Raw genomic sequence first — 16,112 nt, forward strand, 5'->3', positions numbered from 1 at the left:
TATCCCCTTGCCAACGTGAAGAAGATCGCGAGGTTTTCGAGATTTCTCGCAATCTACTTCACGTTCGACGAACCAGCGCGACTTAGAACTCCCCGCAGTTGGGTGTGGTCGGTAATCCGTTGAAGCGGTCGGCAATCCACTGCATCGCGCGTTCGCCGTCGACGAGCATCGGCAGTGCATGGTTGATGACCAGTTTGTTGAGGAACGGCGGCTCCTCGTTGGTCCAGAACTGGACGTCGGCGCCCTGTGCACACCAGTCGCGGCCCAGTTGGTTGGCGCCGGTCCACGGCACCAGCGGGTCGAAGCGGTTGCTCAGGATCATCACGGGCGCATTGGGTTTCAGTCGGCCGATGCGCTGCATGTCGAACAGTGTGGCGAAGGGCTCCTCATTGACCGCCTGGTAGATGTCCACATTGAAGTAGGGCTGCAGGTGCCGGAACATGAACTTGGTGATCGTCTCGGCAATGCACTGATCCTGGACTTTCTGCAGCAGATCAGTCCCGCGCGGAGTGAGTTTCGACCGGATGACGTCCTCGAACTCCGGGTAGGTGGTGATCACCGAGTTCAGCGCGTAGCCGACGACTCCGACCAGCGCGCTGCCGTCCGCGTAGGGAAAGAGCTCTTTGAGATCGGCGGGCGGGGCACCCGCGTAGGTACCGACCACATTCAGGTCCGGCGCGTATGACGGGGCCAGCTCGGCCGCGGATGCCGCCGCTCCCCCGCCTTGGGAATATCCCCAAAATGCCACGGGTCCATGCGGATCCAGCGAGGTGTCGGCAAGACGCCGGGCGGCCCGGCCCGCGTCGAGCATCGCGTTGCCCTCCGCGACCCGGTTGACGTAGGTGTGCAGCCCGGGCGTCCCCAGCCCCTGATAGTCGGTCATCACGATGGCGAATCCGCGGGCCACCATCGTCGCCACGAACAACTCTTCGTAGTTGAATGTGATGTCCAGCCACGGCGACCAGTGGATGCCCTGGTTGAACTGCCGCGACGGCGCACACTGGTCACCCTGGCCCTGCGTGCCGGGGCCGTAGACGATCAGCGGCCGCGGGCCCTGCCCCGGCCAGGCGTTGTACGGCTCGAAGTAGGTGCCCGTCACCGCCATGGGATTACCACGGGCATCGGTGCTGCGGTACATGATTCGTGTTCCGGTGGCCATGATCGCGCCGAGTTGGCCGGACGGCTCCAGCACGAGTCGCGACGGCTCCGATCTGATCACATCACCCGGCGCACCCACTGGCAGCGGATCAGGTGGCGTGTAGAACGCGACGTATTCGTCCTCGTTGAAGATCGGGTCCCAATGGTCATTGCTCGGGTCGGCACGCGCTCCGGGGGCCAACCCGGCGAACAAGACCATGACAACGACAACACAAATGAACCCCCGCCCCATGGGCCGGAACGCTAACAAGCCCAACGCGGCGCCGGAGCGGTTTCCGCGATTGGCCCGATGGCGTCACCGACTGGCGACGACGCTTCCGCTCCGGGCGTCGACGTCGACCTCCACCTCCGAGCCGTCGGCCCGCCTCAGTTCGATCTGCCAGACCAACGCCCCATCACGGTTGGTGTCGATCTCCATTTCGGAGAAGGTCGTGCCGGGTTCGTGTTCTGCCGCCGCCTGCAGCGCCCGACCCGCATCGACCTGGGCACCTTCAACTTTGGCGACGTCATCGCTGGGCTTGCCGGCCTGATTCTGCGAGATGACGCGCCGGCCATCGGAGTCCACCACTACCTTGATCTCGTTGCCGCCGGAGGCCACCTTCACATCGAAAACCCGCTGGCCGTCATCGGTTTCCAGCTCCGCGTCGAAGGCACGACCGTTCGGCACTGCCTGGGCGGCGGCTTGCAACGCCTGTTGGGCCTGCGCCACCCCGACGCCCGCCCCGCCTGCCGGTGCCATCGCGGTGGCCGACGTGGTGGTCGACCCGGTCGTCGACTGATTGGCGGCCGAATCGTCCGAACAGCCACTCACCACCAGCGCGACCGTCAGCATCCCAAGGCCAGCTTTGTATTCCCAGTTCATCGTCTATCCTGACGCGAGCCAGGCCAGCGCGGCGACTACGAGTGCCTGGGTCGCGGTGTCGAGGGTGGGCTGGATGACCGGAGCGAACTCCGGCGAGTGGTTGACCGGGATGTCCTGGTCTACCTGGCCGGTGTCCTGGGCCTTCTGGTAAGTCGCAGGGTCGATACCGCCGATGCCCCAGTAGGTGTAGGGCACGCCGAGCGCGACCGGGATATCGCTGAAGTCTTCGCTCGCCGACCCCTGCGGCATCTCGTGGCTGCGCTCCCCGAAGAACGCCTTGAATGCCTCACGTACGCGTGAGGTGGTATCGGAGTCGTTGTCGGTCAACGGAAACCGATCAAAGAGTTCGAATTCCGGCGCCCTGGGCGATCGGGATGCCTCGCATTCGGCGGTGACGATCCGCCGGATCGCGTCGAGGATCGAGGTGCGTGTCTGCTCACTGTAGGTGCGGATGTTCAGCTTCAATACGGCACGATCGGGGATCACGTTGCTCTTGCTTCCGGCCTGGATGCTGCCGACGGTCAGCACCGCGGAGTCGCCAGGAGCGACTTCCCTGGCGACGACTGTCTGCAACCGCACGACGATCATCGCCGCGAGTACCACGGGATCGACCGCGGCCTGCGGCATGGACCCGTGCGCGCCGCGGCCGTAGACGGTGATCCGCATGCTGTCGGCGGCCGACAGCATCGGACCGGCACGCGTGCCGACATACCCCGCCGGAAAGGGCAGCACATGTTGTGCCAGAGCCACATCCACCGATGACAGCAGCGTGGTCAGACCGTCGTCGACCATCGCTTTGGCACCGTCGCCCGTCTCTTCGGCCGGTTGGAACAGGGCCACCGCCGTGCCGGACCAGTGCCCGGCACCGTCGGCGAGCAGTTGGGCCGCACCGAGCAGTGCGGTGACGTGGACATCGTGCCCGCAGGCGTGCATGACCGGTACGTCGTTTCCGTCGGCATCGGTGGTCCGCACGGTGCTCGCGTAATCCAGTCCCGTCGCCTCCGCCACGGGAAGCGCGTCCATGTCCGCCCGCAACAGGACCGTGGGCCCGGGACCGTTGCGCAGCACGCCGACGACTCCGGTGCCGCCGATGCCGTCGTGCACGTCGTAGCCGAACCCGCGCAGGCGCTCGAGGACCTTGCCTGCCGTCTCCCTCTCATGGTGGGACAGCTCCGGGTGCCGGTGAAGATCACGATAAAGATCCTCTTGCCAACCCCGGATCTGTGCCAGGCCACCGAACATCGTTTCGGCGACTTTCGATGGCGCGGTCATAAGTCAGGTATACCTCGTGCCATGCCGACCGAAACTCCGCTGCTGTTGGTGCTCGACCTCGTCGGCACGTTCGCGTTCGCGCTCAACGGCGCGCTGACCGCGGTCCGCGCCGAACGACTCGACATTTTCGGTGTCATCACCCTCGGCATGTTCACCGGGCTGGGCGGCGGGACGATCCGCGATGTGCTGCTCGATGCGTTACCGCCCGCGACCTTCGTCGATTGGCGCTATCTGGCTCTGGCTGCAGGAGGTGGCCTGGTCGCGTTCGGTCTGAGCCGCAAGCTCGATCGCCTGGCGATGGCGATCACCGTGCTCGACGCGATCGGGTTGAGTGTGTTCGCCGTGCTGGCCGCCTACAAGGCGTTGGACCTGGGATTCGGTGTCCCGCAGGCGATGATCGTGGGCACCGTCACGGCCGTCGGCGGCGGGACCATCCGCGACGTGATGATCGGCCGGATCCCCACCGTCCTGCGCAGCGAGCTCTACGCCATTCCGGCGCTGATCGGCGCCGGGTGCGCCGCGGCCGGTTACAGCTTCGGCCATCAGGGCACGCTCGCCGCCTTGAGCGCGGCGGCGGTGTGCTTCGTGATCCGCATGGTGGGTGTGGGCTTTGACCTCAACGCGCCGAGGCCACCCGGACACCGCTGACCCCTTCCAGCGCGAGCAGACACTAAAGTGCCCAAAATCCGGAGATTTTGGGCACTTTAGCGTCTGCTCGCGCTACATCAGGAACTCAGTAGCGGTAGTGCTCCGGCTTGTACGGGCCTTCGACGTCGACGTTGATGTACTCGGCCTGCTCCTTGGAGAGCTTGGTCAGCGTCCCGCCGAGCGCCTCGACGTGGATGCGCGCCACCTTCTCGTCAAGGTGCTTGGCCAGGCGGTAGACCTCGTTGTCGTATTCGTCGTTCTTGGTCCACAGCTCGATCTGGGCGATCACCTGGTTGGAGAAGCTGTTGCTCATCACGAACGACGGGTGCCCGGTCGCGTTGCCCAGGTTCAGCAGCCGGCCTTCGGAGAGCACGATGATCGACTTGCCGTCATCGAAGGTCCACTGGTCGACCTGCGGCTTGATGTTGAGGCGCTTGGCACCGGAGCGCTCCAGGGCAGCCATCTGGATCTCGTCGTCGAAGTGACCGATGTTGCCCAGGATGGCCTGGTGCTTCATCGCCTTCATGTGTGCGAGGGTGATGATGTCCTTGTTGCCCGTGGAGGTGATCACGATGTCGGCGTTGCCGATCGCCTGCTCGACGGTCACCACATCGAAGCCGTCCATCAGGGCCTGCAGCGCATTGATCGGGTCGATCTCGGTGACCTGCACGCGCGCGCCCTGGCCGGCCAGCGATTCCGCGCAGCCCTTGCCGACATCGCCGTAGCCACAGATCAGCACCTTCTTGCCGCCGATCAGCACGTCGGTGCCGCGGTTGATGCCGTCGATCAGCGAGTGCCGCGTGCCGTATTTGTTGTCGAACTTGCTCTTGGTGACCGAGTCGTTGACGTTGATCGCCGGGAAGGCCAGTTCACCGGCCGCGGCGAACTGGTAGAGGCGCAGCACACCGGTGGTGGTCTCCTCGGTCACGCCCTGGACCGACGCGGCGATCTTGGTCCACTTGTCCTTCTCAGTTTCGAAGCGCTTGCTCACCAGCGCCAGGAAGACCTTCCACTCGGCCGAGTCGTCGTCCTCGGCGGGGGGGACCACTCCGGCCTTCTCCCACTCGGCGCCGCGCAGCACCAACATGGTGGCGTCGCCGCCGTCGTCGAGGATCATGTTGGCTGGTTCGTTCGGCCAGGTGAGCATCTGCTCTGCCGCCCACCAGTACTCCTCCAGGCTCTCGCCTTTCCAGGCGAACACCGGCACACCCTTGGGCTCTTCGGGAGTGCCGTGCGGGCCGACGACGACAGCGGCCGCGGCATGGTCCTGGGTGGAGAAGATGTTGCACGAGGCCCAACGAACTTCGGCACCGAGAGCCACCAGAGTCTCGATCAGCACCGCGGTCTGCACGGTCATGTGCAGCGAACCGGAGACCCGGGCGCCCTTGAGCGGCTGCACGTCGTGATACTCACGGCGCAGGGCCATCAGGCCGGGCATCTCGTGTTCGGCCAGCCGGATCTCCTTGCGGCCGAACTCTGCCAGCGACAGATCCGCCACCTTGAAATCAATTCCGTTACGTACATCGGGCGTGAGCTGCTGCTCCGTGGTGGTCATCTGGTTCCTTACTCGTGCGCGCGTCGCAATTACTTAGCCAATTTACACATTAGCGACCGCGATATGCGGGCCACTAATTCTGCTCGATGACACCGTAGCGCTCGGCGAAGGGAGTCATAAGTCGGGCCAGGTCACCGGCCACATCGTGATTCGCCTCCGGCGGCATGGAGACATAACTCATCGCCAATCGCACAATGGCCCGCGCGAGCACCCCGGCGTCCTCGTCACTGGCCTTCACCCAGCTGTGCTGGAAGGTCCCGGTGAGCCGCTGCGAACACCGGGAGATGATCGGCCCGCTGCCGGTCGTGATGATCTGCAGCAGGTCCGGTTTCGAGGCGCCGGTGAGCAGCGAGATCACCAGCGGATCGGCCGCCGACTCCAGGAAGAAGGCGCGGAATCCCTCGAGGAACGCGGCGTAGACATCGCCGACGTTGTTGTTGATCGCATCGTCCACCGCGTCGACGAGCCGATCGGCCAGTCGCATCGCGTAGCCCTCGGCCAGGCCCTGCCTGGAGCCGAACTCGTTGTAGATCGTCTGCCGGCTGATACCGGCGGCCTTGGCCACGTGCGACAGCGTGATCGCCGACCAGTCCCGGGTCAGTAGCAGTTCGCGCATGCCGTCGAGAATCGAATCACGCAGCAGCACCCTCGACGCCTCCGCATACGGGATGCGTTGCTTGTCACGCGGCCGACTCACACGCGCGACAATATAGGTCACGGCCGGGCAACCTCTACCATCTCGAAATCAGACTTGGCCGCGCCGCAGTCCGGGCAGCTCCAATCCTCGGGGATTTCGTCCCACCGGGTACCCGGTGCGATGCCGTCCTCGGGCCAGCCCTTCTCCTCGTCGTACTCGAATCCGCACTGGATGCAGACGAACAGCTTGTACGGCTCACTCATTTCGATACTCCTATCGCTTCGAAATCGACTTTCTCGCGCACCGCACAGTCGGGGCAGCACCAGTCATCGGGTACCTCGCTGAACGGTGTTCCTGCCGGGAAGCCTTCGCGCGGAGCGCCTTTGGCCTCGTCATACACGTAGCCACAGCCCGGGCAAGCAAACGCGCTCATGCTGTCGGCTCCTCGACAGCCCCATAGCGGGCCAGCACCTTCTCGCGCAGCCGGGGCTGGATGTTCACGCGGGTGATGTCGCCGTCGTAGTGCTCCAGCACGCGGTGATCCATCAACCGGCGCCACAGCGGCGTCAGGTAGGTCAGCCCGATCAGCGACGCGTAGCCGCTGGGCAGGTTGGGCGAGCCGTCAATGCTGCGCAACGTCTGGTACCGGCGTGTCGGGTTGGCGTGGTGATCGCTGTGCCGCTGCAGGTGGTACAGGAACAGGTTGGTGACGATGTGGTCGGAGTTCCAGCTGTGCACCGGCGCGCACCGCTCGTAGCGACCGCTTGAGGTCTTCTGCCGCAGCAGGCCGTAGTGCTCCAGGTAGTTCACCGATTCCAGCAGGCTGAACCCGTAGGCGGCCTGGATCACCATGAACGGAATGACGCCGACGCCGAAGATCGCGGTCAACACACCCCAGAACACCACCGACATCGCCCATGCGTTGAGCACATCATTGGACCAGTGCCATGGTGACTTGCCCTGACGGCGCAGCCGCTGCGCCTCCAACTGCCACGACGAACGCAGGCTGCCGAACACGCTGCGCGGCAAGAACTCCCAGAACGTCTCGCCGAAGCGGGCCGATGCCGGGTCCTCCGGGGTGGCCACCCGCACGTGGTGGCCACGGTTGTGCTCGATGTAGAAGTGGCCGTACCAGGTCTGGGCAAGGGTGATCTTGGACAGCCAGCGTTCCAGCGAATCCTTCTTGTGGCCCATCTCATGTGCGGTGTTGATGCCGACCCCGCCGAGCACGCCCACCGACAGTGCGACACCGATCTTGGCGGGCCAACCCAGACCACCGTCGAAACCCAGCCAGCTCAGGTCCGATGCAGTGACCAGGTAGGCGCCGATGATGACGCTGGCGTACTGGAACGGGATGTAGACGTAGGTGCAGTACCGGTAGTACCTGTCGTTCTCCAGCTGCTCCATCACCTCGTCGGGCGGATTCTGTCCATCCGGGCCGAATCGCAGGTCCAGCGCGGGCAGCAGGACGTAGAGCAGGATCGGTCCGATCCACAGCGGCACCTGCGCCGCCACGTGCCAACCGAACTGGTTGAACGCCCAGACGAGCGGCAGCATCACGAACAACGCGGTCGGGGCGATCAGCCCCATCAGCCACAGGTACCGCTTCTTGTCGCGCCACTGCCGCACATCGGATATCTCCGGGCCACCCGATAGTTCCGCCACCACGGCGAGCCTCCTTTTGTGAGAGCTGTCACTGCAATGCCTTGACTATAGATATCAATATGTCCGCTGTCTAGACATTGACACGTGTTTTGTAAACCACTTTGGCGCGCGAAGGGTCCCGCGAGGAGACAGAGCTTGAGAAGCCGCGGACTTACACCGCGGCGGACACGTCCGTACCGTCCTTGCGGGCGAACGCGGAATGGCGCCGGCCGTAGAGCAGATACACCACGACGCCGATGGCCATCCAGATGAAGAACCGCATCCAGGTCAGCCCGGTCAGGTTCAGCATCAGCCACACGCAGGCCACGATCGCCGCGATCGGCAGCCAGGGCACCCACGGCGTGCGGAACCCGCGCGGCAGATCCGGACGGGTCCGCCGCAACACGATCACCCCGGCAGATACCAACGCGAACGCGAACAGCGTGCCGATGTTCACCATTTCCCCGAGCTTGTCCATCGGGAACACCGAGGCCGCGACCGCGACCAGCAGGCCGACGATCACGGTGATGCGGACCGGCGTGCCGTGCGTTCCGGTCTTGGCCAGCCGGCGCGGCATCAAGCCGTCGCGCGACATCGCGAACAGCACCCGGGTCTGGCCCAGCATCAGCACGACCACCACGGTGGTCAGACCGGCCAGCGCCCCGATCGAGATCACCGTCGCCGCCCAGTCGAGGCCGTTCTCGCGGAAGGCGGTCGCGAGATTGGCGTCGTTGCCTGCGTCCCGCAACACGGTGTAGGACACCATGCCCGACAGCACCACGGCCACCGCCACATAGAGCACGGTGACGATGGCCAGGGAGCCGAGGATGCCGCGCGGCACGTCGCGCTGAGGATTCTTGGTCTCCTCGGCAGTGGTCGCCACGATGTCGAAACCGATGAACGCAAAGAACACGATCGATGCGCCGGCCAGCAGGCCGTACCACCCGTAGTGACTACCCTCGGCGCCGGTCAACAGTGAGAACAACGACTGCTCTGCGCCGCTACCGCCCTCGCCGGCCTCAGCGGGCGGGAGGAACGGCGTGTAGTTGGCCGCCTTGATGTAGAACGATCCGACCACCACCACCAGCAGCACCACCACCACTTTGATGACCGTGATCACCAGGCTGAACATCGCCGACAGTTTGGTGCCGCGCGCGAGCAGCAGCGTGACGCAGGCGATGATCAGCAGAGCGCCCCAGTCCAGCGTCACCCCGCCGCCCAGCTCGACCGTCCCGCCGCCGAAGCCGAACACCGTGCCGATGTAACTGGACCAGCCCTTGGCGACCACCGCCGCAGCTACCGCGAACTCCAGGATCAGATCCCACCCGATGATCCATGCGGTGAACTCACCGAACGTTGCATACGAAAACGTGTACGCGCTTCCCGCGACCGGCACCGTGGAGGCGAATTCGGCATAGCAAAGCGCGGCGAGCCCGCAGGCCACGGCGGCGATCAGGAACGATATGGAGATCGCGGGCCCGGTCAGGTTTCCTGCGGTCGATGCGGTGATGGTGAAGATGCCGGCACCGATCACCACCGATACGCCGAAAACGGTCAGATCCCACCACGTGAGGTCTTTGCGCAATCGGGTCGACGGCTCATCGGTGTCAGCAATCGACTGCTCGACGGACTTGGTACGCCATCTGGCGGTCATATGTGCCGTTGCCTTTCGTTCGTGCAGGGTTGGGGCCATGTTCCCATTACGGTGGGCACCGATGAGTACGACTTCCCCACATTCGTCAGACCATGCTGTCGTCATCGGCGGCAGCATCGCCGGACTTTGTGCCGCCCGGGTGCTGGCGGACCACTTCGACCGCGTGACGCTGTATGAACGCGACGAACTGCCCGACCAACCGATCAACCGCACCGCCATACCGCAGGGCCAGCACGTGCACCTGCTGATGGCGCGCGGCGCCGAGGAGCTTGAAAAGCTGTTCGGCGGTCTCCTCGCGGACATGGCCGCCGCGGGCGTTCCGGTCGTGCAGAACGAGCCGGAGTCGATTCACTTCAGCGCCGGCGGCCACGTACTGGGCACCGGCCAGACTCTGGAGTCCAACTTCACCGCCTACGTGCCGAGCCGCGGCCAGCTCGAGTGGCAGATCCGCAAACGGGTCAGCGCACTGCCCAACGTCGACATCGTCGAGCGCGGGGTCTCCCACCCCACCTACGATCCCGCCGCAGGCCGGGTGACCGGCCTGGTGCTCGACGACGACAGCACCGTTGCTGCCGACCTCGTGGTCGACGCCTCCGGACGCGGCAGCCGCCTTCCGGTGTGGTTGCAGCAGTGGGGGTTCGAGGCGCCCCGTGAGGACTCCGTGAAGATCGGGGTGACCTACGCGTCGCACCGGGTGCGGATACCCGAAGGGCTCATCGCCGAGAAGATGGTTCTGGTCAGCGCCTCCCATGACGAGGGGCTGGGCATGGGCATGCTGTTCCACGAGGACGGCATCTGGACGGTGACGGCGTTCGGGGTTGCCAAGGCCGAACCGCCCCACGACTTCGCCGCGGTCTGCGATCAGGCCGACACCACCTTGCCACCACACATCAGCGCGGCGCTGCGCGCCGGTGAGCCGGTCAGCGAGTTGAAGATCCACCGGTATCCGACCAGCAAGTGGCGCCGCTATGACAGGCTCGACAAGTTCCCCGACGGGATCCTGCCGTTCGGCGACGCGGTCGTCAGCCTCAACCCGACGTTCGGTCAGGGGGTGACGATGTCCACCGTCCAGGCCGCCAACCTGCGCGAGGTGATGGCAAGCGGTAAGCGGGACATCGCCGCGCGGCTTGCGCGCAAAACCGCCAGGACCACGTTCCCGGTCTGGACCATGAACTCGGTCGCTGATCAGGTGGCACACGGTGCCGAAGGCAACCGACCGCGGTGGTACGGGCCGATGTACAGCCTGTTCGACCAGTTTCTTGGCGCTGCCGAGACGGATCCGGTGCTGGCCGAATGGTTCCTGCGCCGCACCAGCCTGCTGGACAGCCTCTACATCGCGCCGCCACCCCGGTTGGTCGTGCGCGTCATCCGCAACAACATGCGGATGTGGCTGGCCGAACGGGGCCACCGCAACGGATCGCCCGATCATCCCGTCGCACTGCAGGATCAGGCCGAGCGGTCCAGGTCCGGCTCCAGGTAGATCACCCGCGCAGCAGGCACGGCCGCACGTATCGCGGCCTCAGCCGCGTCGATGGTTGCCGCGACGGTGGACAGCGTCAGCCGGGGAGCCAAGGCAATCTTGGCCGCCACGAGCATCTCCTCCGGTCCCAGGTACTGGGTGCGGATGTGGATGAGCCGATCCACGTTCTCGGTGCCCTCGAGAGCGGCACGGATGGCCTCTCCTTCCCGGCCGGTCGCCCCTTCGCCGATGAGCAGGCTGTGCATCTCGACCATGAGAATCACCGCGATGGCGCCGAGAAGGACTCCGATGGCCACGGTGCCGACGCCGTCCCAGACCGGGTCGCCGGTCAGGACGGTCAGCCCGACACCACCCAGCGCGAAGGCCAGGCCGATGAGGGCACCGGTGTCTTCGAGCAGCACCACCGGCAATTCCGGATTGCGCGAGGTGTGGATGAAACGCCACCAGCTACCCGAGCCCCGCAGCGGCTTCGACTCCACCATCGCGGTGCGAAAGCTGTAGCCTTCCAAGCAGATTGCCACCGCCAGGATCACCACCGCGACGACCGGCGAGGTGAGCGCTTCGGGGTGGGTGATCTTGTGGTAGCCCTCGTAGAGCGCGAACAGGGAGCCCAGCGAGAACAGCACCAGCGCGACGACGAAAGACCAGAAGTACCTGCTCCGGCCATAGCCGAACGGGTGCAGCGAATCAGCTTCTTTGCGGGCTTCCCGCTGTCCCCACAACAGCAGTCCCTGGTTGGACGTGTCGGCCACCGAGTGCACCGACTCGGCCAGCATCGACGAACTGCCCGTGATCAGGAATCCGACGAACTTGGCGATCGCGATGCCGGCGTTGGCGGTCAGTGCAGCCAGGATCGCCTTGGTGCTGCCCGCCGTCGACATCGTTGTCCTTCCGTCAGATTCCGATGGTCACCCGGAACAACTTGGTCGGCTCCCCGGCGGTCAACCGGATCGGGCCGTCGTCCGCGCCCACCCACGCGGCGGCCCCACGTTCGAGGGTCAACGTGCCGCTCTTGGCGTGCACCACGGCGGCCCCTTCGGTGCACAGCAGGACCTGCGGCCCGTCATGGCGCGACTGTGCGTCGATCTCGTGGCCGAGGTGGTCACCATCCACACACAGCACCGAGACCGCGAATTCCTGGGCCGGGGTCCGGTAGATCAATTCGGTGTCATCCCTGACCGTTTCGGGACGCATCTGGTCTTCCGGCGTCGGCGTGAAATCCAACACCCGCAACAGTTCGGGCACATCGACGTGCTTGGGCGTGAGCCCACCACGCAACACGTTGTCGGAGTTGGCCATCACCTCGACACCGATGCCATGCAGGTAAGCGTGCAGATTCCCGGCGGGTAGATAGATGGCCTCACCCGGCCCCAGGCTGAGGCGGTTGAGCAGCAGGGCGGCCAGCACCCCCGCATCACCGGGATAGCGCTCCCCGAGTTCCAGTGCCGTCTTGGCCTCCGCGGCGAAGGTCTTCTTGCCCGAGCGGATGTACTGAACCGCGCCGTCGAGCACGGCGGGCACCAGCACGTCGAGATCGGGCTGCGGCGCGGTGATCCACGTGGTGAACAACGCCCGCAGACCGTCGGCATCCGACTGGTCCGAGAGCAGGTTGATGAAGGGATCCAGATCGGAAACCGCGAGCGCCCGCATCAATTCGACGGTGCGGGCCACCGGCCGGAAGCCGGCCAACGCGTCGAACTGGCCGAGCGCGACCAGCAGTTCAGGTTTATGGCTGCGATCACGGTAGTTGCGGGTCGGGGCCGAGACCGCGATCTCGAGACGGTCCTCGCGGTCGTAGCCCTCCTGTGCCTGCTGCGCGCTCGGGTGCGCCTGCAGTGATAACGGTTCATCGGCGGCGAGCACCTTGACCAAAAAGGGCAGCGCGTCACCGAACCGGCTTACCGCGGTGCTGCCCAGTTGCCCCTCGGGATCGTCCTGCACGGCCTGCAACAGCGACTCCTCGCCGTGCTCGGTCTGCAGCCACGCGGGATCCCCCGGGTGTGCGCCGAACCACAGTTCGGCCTCCGGATGCGCTGTAGGACTTGGCCTTCCGGTAAATTCGGCAATCGCCGTGCGCGAACCCCAGGCATAGGTCCGCACCGCTGGACGTAGCAGATGCACTCGTTTAACCTCGAACCAGTTTCAGGTAGACAGCCGCCATCTCCAACCGGACGGCCATTATCGCCAGTTGTTGTTCCGGACGCCCGACCGGCAGCGTGGTGCCGGCAAGCTCGGGGACGTCCTCGGCGCCGATCACCGCGACGTCGTCGAATCCGCTGACACGGGCTGCGATCACCGGGCGTTCGGTGTCGGTCGTCAACACGAAGGTCCGCACCCGGTTGGGCAGTGGGCCGTCGATCTCCTCGTCGTGGAACAGAGACCGCGCCGCACCCGCGCCGCCCAGTCCATTGCCCACCGCGGCAAGCACGTCGGCCAACCCGGCGGCGGCCACCACCAACCCGGCCAGCCTCAGCAGGGTGACGGCACCGTGGTGGGCCAGCACCAGCGTCGGCGCGGAGTCACCGGCAAGCACGATGTCTGCACCGGACATCCGGTCGGCCAACGTTTTCGCCGGGTTGGTGAACAGGTCACGCCCGGCGCTGTTACGCAGCGCCTCGGCGTCGAGTTCGTCGGCCAGCGCGGTCAGGTCGACCCGCATGCCCGCGGCCACGATGTGCAGCGCGGCCAGCCCGGCGGCCAGGTAACGGGTGAACCCGAAATCGTCCGGAGCCCACAGCCTGGGCGCAAGCACCACCGCGCGGCCGGCCGCCACATCGCGCAGCGGCCCTTCCTCGGCGGCCACCACCAACACCCGCGCACCCCGGTGTACCCCGGTGGCCGCAGCGTTCACCAACGCCGGATCACCGGGATCGTCGCCGGCGATGATCAAGACATCCAGCGCGCCTATCCACGGCGGGGCTTCGGCCGCAACGACGATCGGCGCGGTGACCGAACCACCGACAACGGCGGCCAACATGGCGCCGGCGTCGCGGGCCGGGCCCCTGTCGGCGACCCAGATCACGGTGCGCGGTGGATGATCGGACCGCAGCGGCTCCAAGAGGCCCTCTGCGAGCGCGGCGGCGGTGGCGCGCACCTGCGCGCCGGCCATGGCGGCGGCCCGCAGCAGTCCGTTGCGGTCCGCCTCGAGAAGTCCGTCGCCATCATCGAGGTCGACGGCGGCGCCCAACGCGTTCACGTCACCGCCCCGTCGACGGCGTGGACCTGCGCGGCGATCTTCTTGACGATCGCGTCGACATCCTCGGCGGTGCGTGCTTCCACGTTGAGACGCAGCAGGGGTTCGGTATTCGAGGTGCGCAGGTTGAACCAGCTGCCCCCGCCGAGGTCCACGGTCACGCCGTCCTGATGGTCGATCGAGTGGATCTCGGTCTCGAAACTCTGCAGCACCGCGTCCACGCAGGAGGCGGCGGCACTGACGGTGAAGTTGATCTCGCCGGAGGCCTCATAGCGCTGATAGTCGGCCATCAGCTCCGACAACGGCCGGTCCTGCTCGCCGAGCGCGGCCAGCACGTGCAGCGCGGCCAGCATGCCCGAATCGGCGCCCCAGAAGTCGCGGAAGTAATAGTGCGCCGAATGCTCGCCACCGAAGATGGCGCCGGTCTCGGCCATCAGCCCTTTGATGTAGGAGTGTCCGACACGCGACCGCACCGGTGTGCCGCCGCGTTCGATGACCAGTTCCGGCACGGCGCGCGAGGTGATCAGGTTGTGGATGATCGTGGCGCCGATCTCCCGATTCAGCTCGCGGGCGGCGACCAGGGCGGTCACCGCCGACGGCGAGACGGGCTGGCCGAGTTCATCGACGACGAAACACCGGTCCGCGTCCCCGTCGAAGGCCAGACCGATGTCGGCTCCCGTGGCCAGCACATGGGCCTGCAGGTCGACGAGGTTGGCCGGGTCCAGCGGGTTCGCCTCATGGTTGGGGAACGTGCCGTCCAGCTCGAAATACAGCGGCAGCACGGTGGCACCCGTGATGGGTTCGAGCACAGCCGGTGTGGTGTGGCCGGCCATACCGTTACCGGCGTCGACGGCGATCCGCACCGGTCGCATGGCGCTCAGGTCCACCAGCGACCGCAGGAACTCGCCGTAATCGGCCAACACGTCGCGATCGGTGATGGTGCCGGGGGGCCCGTCGTGGCTCGGCACCCCCGCGATCACATCGTCGGAGATGGTCGCCAGCCCGGTGTCCTTGCCGACCGGTTTGGCACCGGCACGGCACAGCTTGATGCCGTTGTAGGCGGCCGGATTATGGCTGGCGGTGAACATCGCGCCCGGGCAGTCCAGCAGCCCCGAGGCGAAGTACAGCTGATCGGTGGAGGCCAGACCGATCCGAATGACATCAAGGCCCTGGGCGACGACGCCACCGGCGAACGCGGCGGCCAGTGCCGGCGAACTGGACCGCATGTCGTAGCCGATCACGACCTGTCGGGCACCGCAGGCACGCATCAGCCGGGCAAACGCGCCGCCGACCTCGGAGACGAACTGCTCGTCGAGTTCGGTGCCGACCAGACCCCGGATGTCATACGCCTTGATGACACGGTGAACAGCCGCAGCTGGCCGAGACATAGAACTCCTTGTGAACGGGATCGTTGGCGCCAGCCTAACCGCCGCGCGGCAACGACACGCTCACTACTCTTGGCCTAACCGTTGTCTAATCTGTGATGTCGGGCAGCACGCGCAGGTGGCCACGACGACGCCCGTTCGTTTCGGTCCGACGGGCAGTCGGCGCGATCACGGCACCGCTACCGGCGCCGGTCCCCGGATCCGAGAATCCGGCCACCACCGCGCCGGGGGCCACACTCTGGTGGCCCTCGCGGACGGCGTCGGCAAGCGCCACCAGGTCGTCCTCATCAGGATGGGTGGGCAGCGGCCCGGCATGGCGGACCAACTCCCACCCTCGCGGTGCGGTGATCCGGCTGGCATGCCCGACACACAGGTCCCAGGAGTGCGGTTCAGCGACGGTGGCCAGGGGTCCGACGACGGCGGTCGAGTCCGAGTAGACGAAGGTCAGCGTCGCCACGGCATAGTGCGGGCACCCGGGCCGGCAGCAGCGACGGGGAACATTCACGCACCAGAGGTTATCTCCCGGCGCGGCTGCGCGCTCTCGGACACGCGCAGCCGCGGGGTCGCGATCCCGAACCGTTACGATCGTGCCGTGGCCGAGCGGAATCATTGGCGATCACGCCG

16 protein-coding genes are annotated in these 16,112 nt (G+C 66.1%); 2 read left to right on the plus strand and 14 right to left on the minus strand.

All coding sequences use genetic code 11. The features are described from left to right. Window positions 1-82: 82 nt before the first annotated feature. The 3 genes from M1247_RS18210 to M1247_RS18220 form a co-directional block, all read right to left on the minus strand. Window positions 83-1,390, minus strand: a complete 1,308-nt coding sequence (locus tag M1247_RS18210) for a lipase family protein (protein ID WP_410506893.1) — start codon at window positions 1,388-1,390, stop codon at window positions 83-85. Window positions 1,391-1,453: 63 nt separating this feature from the next. Then, the gene (locus tag M1247_RS18215) at window positions 1,454-2,020 is read right to left on the minus strand and encodes a PepSY domain-containing protein (protein ID WP_317157758.1); all 567 of its coding nucleotides are present in this window, start codon (window positions 2,018-2,020) and stop codon (window positions 1,454-1,456) included. A 3-nt stretch (window positions 2,021-2,023) separates the two neighbouring features. Continuing rightward, complete coding sequence (locus tag M1247_RS18220) at window positions 2,024-3,292, minus strand: amidohydrolase (protein WP_317157759.1); 1,269 nt, start codon at window positions 3,290-3,292, stop codon at window positions 2,024-2,026. 21 nt (window positions 3,293-3,313) lie between these two features. Here M1247_RS18220 and M1247_RS18225 point away from each other — a divergent pair, with 21 nt between their 5' ends. Further along, window positions 3,314-3,940, plus strand: a complete 627-nt coding sequence (locus M1247_RS18225) for a trimeric intracellular cation channel family protein (RefSeq protein WP_317157760.1) — start codon at window positions 3,314-3,316, stop codon at window positions 3,938-3,940. Between the two features lie 85 nt (window positions 3,941-4,025). Here the strand turns inward: M1247_RS18225 and ahcY are convergent, their stop codons facing one another. The 6 genes from ahcY to M1247_RS18255 form a co-directional block, all read right to left on the minus strand. Beyond that, window positions 4,026-5,495, minus strand: coding sequence for an adenosylhomocysteinase (gene ahcY, locus M1247_RS18230; RefSeq protein ID WP_317157761.1), 1,470 nt, complete (start codon window positions 5,493-5,495; stop codon window positions 4,026-4,028). Window positions 5,496-5,568: 73 nt separating this feature from the next. Beyond that, on the minus strand, window positions 5,569-6,192 hold the full coding sequence (gene alkX, locus M1247_RS18235; RefSeq protein WP_458695236.1) for a TetR family transcriptional regulator AlkX: 624 nt from the start codon (window positions 6,190-6,192) through the stop codon (window positions 5,569-5,571). A 17-nt stretch (window positions 6,193-6,209) separates the two neighbouring features. Further along, on the minus strand, window positions 6,210-6,395 hold the full coding sequence (locus M1247_RS18240; RefSeq protein WP_317157762.1) for a rubredoxin: 186 nt from the start codon (window positions 6,393-6,395) through the stop codon (window positions 6,210-6,212). Continuing rightward, the gene (locus tag M1247_RS18245) at window positions 6,392-6,565 is read right to left on the minus strand and encodes a rubredoxin (RefSeq protein WP_317157763.1); all 174 of its coding nucleotides are present in this window, start codon (window positions 6,563-6,565) and stop codon (window positions 6,392-6,394) included. Before M1247_RS18245 ends, M1247_RS18240 begins: the two co-directional genes overlap by 4 nt. Continuing rightward, a complete protein-coding gene (locus M1247_RS18250; RefSeq protein ID WP_410506902.1) occupies window positions 6,562-7,722 on the minus strand; it encodes an alkane 1-monooxygenase in 1,161 nt (386 codons plus the stop codon). Before M1247_RS18250 ends, M1247_RS18245 begins: the two co-directional genes overlap by 4 nt. A 226-nt stretch (window positions 7,723-7,948) precedes the next feature. Then, on the minus strand, window positions 7,949-9,430 hold the full coding sequence (locus M1247_RS18255; protein WP_317157765.1) for an amino acid permease: 1,482 nt from the start codon (window positions 9,428-9,430) through the stop codon (window positions 7,949-7,951). Window positions 9,431-9,491: 61 nt separating this feature from the next. Between M1247_RS18255 and M1247_RS18260 the strand changes: the two genes are divergently transcribed. Beyond that, on the plus strand, window positions 9,492-10,910 hold the full coding sequence (locus tag M1247_RS18260) for an FAD-dependent oxidoreductase (RefSeq protein WP_317157766.1): 1,419 nt from the start codon (window positions 9,492-9,494) through the stop codon (window positions 10,908-10,910). Here the strand turns inward: M1247_RS18260 and M1247_RS18265 are convergent. From M1247_RS18265 to M1247_RS18285, 5 genes are all read right to left on the minus strand, one after another. Then, the gene (locus tag M1247_RS18265; protein ID WP_317157767.1) at window positions 10,877-11,791 is read right to left on the minus strand and encodes a cation diffusion facilitator family transporter; all 915 of its coding nucleotides are present in this window, start codon (window positions 11,789-11,791) and stop codon (window positions 10,877-10,879) included. The genes M1247_RS18260 and M1247_RS18265 overlap by 34 nt on opposite strands. A 13-nt stretch (window positions 11,792-11,804) precedes the next feature. Continuing rightward, entirely contained in the window at window positions 11,805-13,031 is a 1,227-nt protein-coding gene (manA, locus tag M1247_RS18270) for a mannose-6-phosphate isomerase, class I (RefSeq protein ID WP_317157768.1), read from the minus strand. Window positions 13,032-13,035: 4 nt separating this feature from the next. Beyond that, entirely contained in the window at window positions 13,036-14,106 is a 1,071-nt protein-coding gene (locus tag M1247_RS18275; RefSeq protein ID WP_317157769.1) for a TobH protein, read from the minus strand. Then, complete coding sequence (locus tag M1247_RS18280; protein ID WP_317157770.1) at window positions 14,103-15,491, minus strand: phosphomannomutase/phosphoglucomutase; 1,389 nt, start codon at window positions 15,489-15,491, stop codon at window positions 14,103-14,105. The genes M1247_RS18275 and M1247_RS18280 overlap by 4 nt, the downstream gene beginning before the upstream one ends. 85 nt (window positions 15,492-15,576) lie before the next feature. Continuing rightward, complete coding sequence (locus M1247_RS18285) at window positions 15,577-15,993, minus strand: DUF3499 domain-containing protein (protein ID WP_317157771.1); 417 nt, start codon at window positions 15,991-15,993, stop codon at window positions 15,577-15,579. Window positions 15,994-16,112: the final 119 nt, after the last annotated feature.

The sequence above is a fragment of the Mycobacterium appelbergii genome, from assembly GCF_032883035.1.
Lineage (GTDB): Bacteria > Actinomycetota > Actinomycetes > Mycobacteriales > Mycobacteriaceae > Mycobacterium > Mycobacterium appelbergii.